This is a genomic window from Rhizobacter sp. P5_A1 (assembly GCF_056400745.1).
On record NZ_JBFUKR010000061.1, the window covers coordinates 1 to 4,721 of the forward strand.

General features: G+C 68.0%; 5 protein-coding genes. All 5 read right to left on the bottom strand.

Features of this window, described 5'->3' with window-relative positions; genetic code table 11:
* Window positions 1-1,300: xylulokinase (gene xylB / locus AC1DTW_RS27910; RefSeq protein ID WP_477985262.1), on the bottom strand; the 1,300-nt coding region annotated here is incomplete at its 3' end.
* A 21-nt stretch (window positions 1,301-1,321) separates the two neighbouring features.
* Window positions 1,322-1,804, bottom strand: a complete 483-nt coding sequence (locus AC1DTW_RS27915) for a cupin domain-containing protein (RefSeq protein WP_477985264.1) — start codon at window positions 1,802-1,804, stop codon at window positions 1,322-1,324.
* 76 nt (window positions 1,805-1,880) lie between these two features.
* On the bottom strand, window positions 1,881-2,576 hold the full coding sequence (locus AC1DTW_RS27920; protein ID WP_477985266.1) for a DUF6781 family protein: 696 nt from the start codon (window positions 2,574-2,576) through the stop codon (window positions 1,881-1,883).
* Between the two features lie 51 nt (window positions 2,577-2,627).
* Window positions 2,628-3,377, bottom strand: coding sequence for an acetoacetyl-CoA reductase (gene phbB / locus AC1DTW_RS27925; protein WP_477985268.1), 750 nt, complete (start codon window positions 3,375-3,377; stop codon window positions 2,628-2,630).
* Between the two features lie 51 nt (window positions 3,378-3,428).
* Window positions 3,429-4,721, bottom strand: a 1,293-nt coding sequence (locus AC1DTW_RS27930; protein ID WP_477985270.1) for a dicarboxylate/amino acid:cation symporter, incomplete at its 5' end; no start/stop codon positions are given.

Below are 4,721 nucleotides of genomic sequence, written 5' to 3' on the forward strand. Positions count from 1 at the left end.
GGCGCGCCGCGCCGAGCGCGGCGCCGACTGCGGCGCCGCTGCGGCGATCGAGCGTGCGCCCCAGCGTGTCGGCCAGCACCTGTGCCCACGGCGCGCTGCGCGAACCGCCGCCGACGAGCGTGATCGACTCGATCCGCGCGCCGCCATCGAGCAGCGCCTGCTGGCCGTCGAGGAACGCGAACGCGACGCCTTCGAGCACCGCCTGCGCGAGATGGCCGCGGCCGTGGTCGTGGGTCAGGCCGAAGAACACGCCGGACGCGTGCGGGTTGTTGTGCGGCGTGCGCTCGCCGGACAGGTAGGGCAGGAACGTCGGCAACGGCGCGCCTTCGGGCAGCGCCTGCGCTTCGGCGACGAGCTGCGCCTCGCTGTCGGCATGCGTCGCGTCGCGCAGCCAGCGCAGCGCGCTCGCGGCCGTCAGCATCACGGTCATCTGGTGCCAGGTGCCCGGGAACGCATGGCAGAACGCGTGCACCGCGCGCGCCGGGTTCGGCGCGAATGCGGCGTTCGCGACGAAGTAGACGCCCGAGGTGCCGAGCGACAGGAACGCGGTGCCCGGCGCGGCCACGCCGATGCCGGCCGCGCTCGCGGCGTTGTCGCCGGCGCCACCGGCGACGACGACGCCGTCCGGCAATCCGAGCTGTGCGGCGATCGTCGGCAACACGGTGCCGCTCGCTTCGCTGCCTTCGACGAGTCGCGGCATCTGCGCGCGCTTCAGGTGCGTCGCGTCCAGCATCGTGCCGGACCATTCGCGTCGGCCCACATCGAGCCACAGCGTGCCGGAAGAATCGGACATGTCGGAGACGGCCTCGCCGGTCAGGCGCAGCCGCAGATAGTCCTTCGGCAGCAGCACGCGCGCGGTGCGGCGGAAGATCTCGGGCTCGTGCGCCTCGACCCACATCAGCTTCGGCGCGGTGAAGCCCGGCATCGCGATGTTGCCGGTGATGCGCCGGCTCTCGGGCGCGCGCTGCTCGAGCTCGGCGCATTGCGCGTGGCTGCGGCCGTCGTTCCACAGGATCGCCGGACGCAGCACCCGGTCTTGCGCGTCGAGCAGGGTCGCGCCGTGCATGTGGCCCGACAGGCCCAGCCCGCGCACCGCGGCGCATTCGGCCGGGTGGGCGGCGCGCAGCTGCGCGAGCGCGGCGACGGTGGCCGTCCACCAGTCCTGCGGGTCCTGCTCCGACCACAAGGGCTGCGGCCGCGAGATCGGCACCGCGCTGTGCGCCTGGCCGACGACGCGTTGCGCGTCATCGACCAGCACGACCTTCACTTCGGACGTGCCGAGGTCGATTCCGAGGTCCATGCGGGGGAGGCTTCTTTCGATTCAGTTGACGAAGTTCGTGTCGTTCGCAGCCTGCGGCGGCAGCTTGATCGCGATCGCCTTGAAACGGCCGCTGGTCGCCTCGTTGCCGGCGTGGTGCGTGCCGCGCGGGATGATGATCAGCATGCCGGGGCGGATCTCGCGCTTCTCGGTGCCGAGCCACGCGGTGCCGGTGCCTTCGACGATGTACTGGATCTCGTCGGCAGTGGCGTGGAAGTGCTTGGCGACGCTGCCGATCTGCACCGCGATCGTGCCGTTCGGTGTGCTGACGAAGCCCTTCGAGCGCAGATCGGGGTTCGACGTGGTGCCGAGGTCGGCGTCTTTCAGTGCGGCGACGTCGATGATCATCGGCGTCAATGCCGCAGGTGCGGCGGCCGGCGCCGAGGCCTGCGCGTGCGCGTCGGGCAACAGCTGCCGCGCGATCGGCGAAACCGCGAGGCCGGCGACGAAGGCCAGGCCGAGGGAAAGGGCGACTGCAGTTCGCATGGGAGTCTCCAAAAAAAATGCCGCGCAACAGCGCGGCCGGGGATGGTAGGTCGAATCAACCGGACCGGCTGATACGCTATTTCTTCTTTGTCTTCGCCGCCGGCGCCTCCGGCGCCGTGGCGCCGCCCGACTGCAGGCCCTCGGACATCCCGATCAGCACGCCGCTGACCAGCGCCGCGTAGCCGTCGAGCATCGCCTGCGCCGCCTTCGCGGTCGCGGCGCGGCCGTCGCGCAACGCGGTCTGGGTCTGCGCCATCAGCTCCTCGACGGTCTGCGTCGCCTGCGCCCCGGTGTCGGTGCCCTTCAGCTTCATCGCGCTGAGCACCTGCTCCCACGGCGCCTGCATCGGGCCGCTGACGCCCTGCGCCGCCTTGGTCACGGTGGCGAAGAAGGTGTCTTCCATCTTCTCGAGGTTCGCCAGTGCGCCCTTGAGCTGCTTCTCCTGCAGCCCGGCGCCCTGGTCGACGAAGGTCTGCAGCGCCTTGCGATTCGCCTCGACAGCCTGCAGCAGCGCCGCGTCCATGCCGGCGAAGGCCTTCGTCAGCATCGCCTCGACGTCGACCGGGCTCGCGGCGTTCTGCGCCGCGCCGGTCGTCGCGGCCGTGGTGACGGTCTTGAGGACCTTCTTGATGTTCTCCATCGTCAGCTCGCGGCCCTGCAGCGCCTTCAGCGTCGCATCGCTGACGGCCTTGCGCAGAGCCTCTCCCTGTTTGGCCGTGGCCTCCGAGAACATCTTGACGATCGCGTCCTGGTCGATCCCTGCCTTGATCATTCGAACTCCTGATGTGGTTGAAGATGACGGCCCGAGGGCCGCGCGTTCGCGCTACTGCATGTGCTGCCCGCCGTTGATTGCAATGTTCGCGCCCGTCACGAACGCGGCCTCTTCCGAGGCGAGGTAGATCACCAGCCCGGCGACCTCTTCGGGCTTGCCCAGCCGGCCGACCGGGATCTGCGGCAGGATCTTCGAGTCGAGCACTTCCTTCGGGATCGCCGTGACCATCTTCGTGCCGATGTACCCCGGCGAGATCGTGTTGACGGTGACGTTCTTCTTCGCGACCTCGAGCGCCAGCGCCTTCGTGAAGCCGTGTACGCCGGCCTTCGCGGCCGAGTAGTTGGTCTGGCCGAACGCGCCCTTGCTGCCGTTCACCGACGAGATGTTGATGATGCGGCCCCAGCCGCGCTCGACCATGCCGTCGGCGACCTGCTTGGTCATGTTGAACAGGCTGTCCAGGTTGGTGCGCATCACGGCGTCCCAGCTGATCTTGTCCATCTTCTTGAAGGTGGTGTCGCGCGTGATGCCGGCGTTGTTGACGAGCACGTCGACCGCGCCGACCTGGCCTTGCACTTCGGCGACGGCCTTCGTGCACGACTCGAAGTCGGCGACGTCGCAGGCCACCGCGGTGATGTCGTAGCCGTTCGCCTTCATGCCGGCGACCCACTCCTTCGACTTGGTGTTCCTGGGCGAATAGGTCACGACGACCTTGTAGCCCGCATCAACCATCTTGGTCGAGATCGTCTCGCCCAGGCCACCCATGCCGCCGGTGACCAGGACCACGCGTTGCTTGGCTGTCATCTTTGTCTCTCCTTCATGGTGATGAACGTGTTTGTGAGATGAATGAGCCGGTCAGGCGTCACGTGCGCCAGCGGTGGCCGGCATGTGCGCGGTGCTCCGGTCGAGCTCCGCTTCGGGTTCGTCGGATTCGGTGCCGCTGACGTTGTCGAGCTCGCGCGCGAGCCGGGCGGTGTCGAGGTCGCCGGTCCACCGTGCGACCACGATCGTGGCCACGCCGTTGCCGATCAGGTTGGTCAGCGCGCGCGCCTCGGACATGAAGCGGTCGATGCCCAGGATCAGTGCCAGCCCGGCCACCGGCACATGGCCGACCGCCGAGAGCGTGGCCGCCAGCACGATGAAGCCGCTGCCGGTCACGCCCGCCGCGCCCTTGGAGGTCAGCAGCAGCACCAGCAGCAGCGTGATCTGCTGGGTCAGCGACATCGGCGTGTTGGTGGCCTGCGCGATGAACACCGCCGCCATCGTCAGGTAGATCGAGGTGCCGTCGAGGTTGAACGAGTAGCCCGTCGGGATCACCAGGCCGACGACCGACTTCTTCGCGCCCAGGTTCTCCATCTTCACCATCATGCGCGGCAGCGCGGCCTCGCTCGACGAGGTGCCGAGCACGATCAGCAGCTCTTCCTTGATGTACTTGATGAACTTCCAGATCGAGAAGCCGTTGAACCGCGCGATGCCGCCGAGCACGACGAAGATGAAGACCAGGCAGGTGGCGTAGAAGGTCGCCATCAGCGCGCCGAGCGAGACCAGCGAGCCCACGCCGTACTTGCCGATCGTGAACGCCATCGCGCCGAACGCGCCGATCGGCGCRACCTTCATGATGTAGCCGACGATGCCGAACAGCACGTGCGAGAACTTCTCGATGAAGTCGAACACCAGCGTGCCGCGGCCGCCGAACTTGTGCAGCGCGAAGCCGAACATCACCGCGAACAGCAGCACCTGGAGGATCTCGCCCTTCGCGAACGCGTCGACCACGGTGCTCGGGATCACGTTGAGCAGGAAGTCGGTCGTCGAGGTCATCTTGCCCGGCCCGGTGTAGGCGGCGATGCCCTTGGTGTCGAGCGTCGACGCGTCGATGTTCATGCCGGTGCCGGGCTGCACCAGGTTGATGATCAGCAGCCCGACGACCAGCGCGACGCTGCTGACGATCTCGAAGTACAGCAGCGCCAGGCCGCCGGTCTTGCCGACCTTCTTCATGTCTTCCATGCCGGCGATGCCGACGACGACCGTGCAGAAGATGATCGGCGCGATGATCATCTTGATCAGCTTGATGAAGCCGTCGCCGAGCGGCTTCATCGCCTCGCCCGTCTGCGGATAGAAGTGGCCCAGCAGCACGCCGATGACGATCGC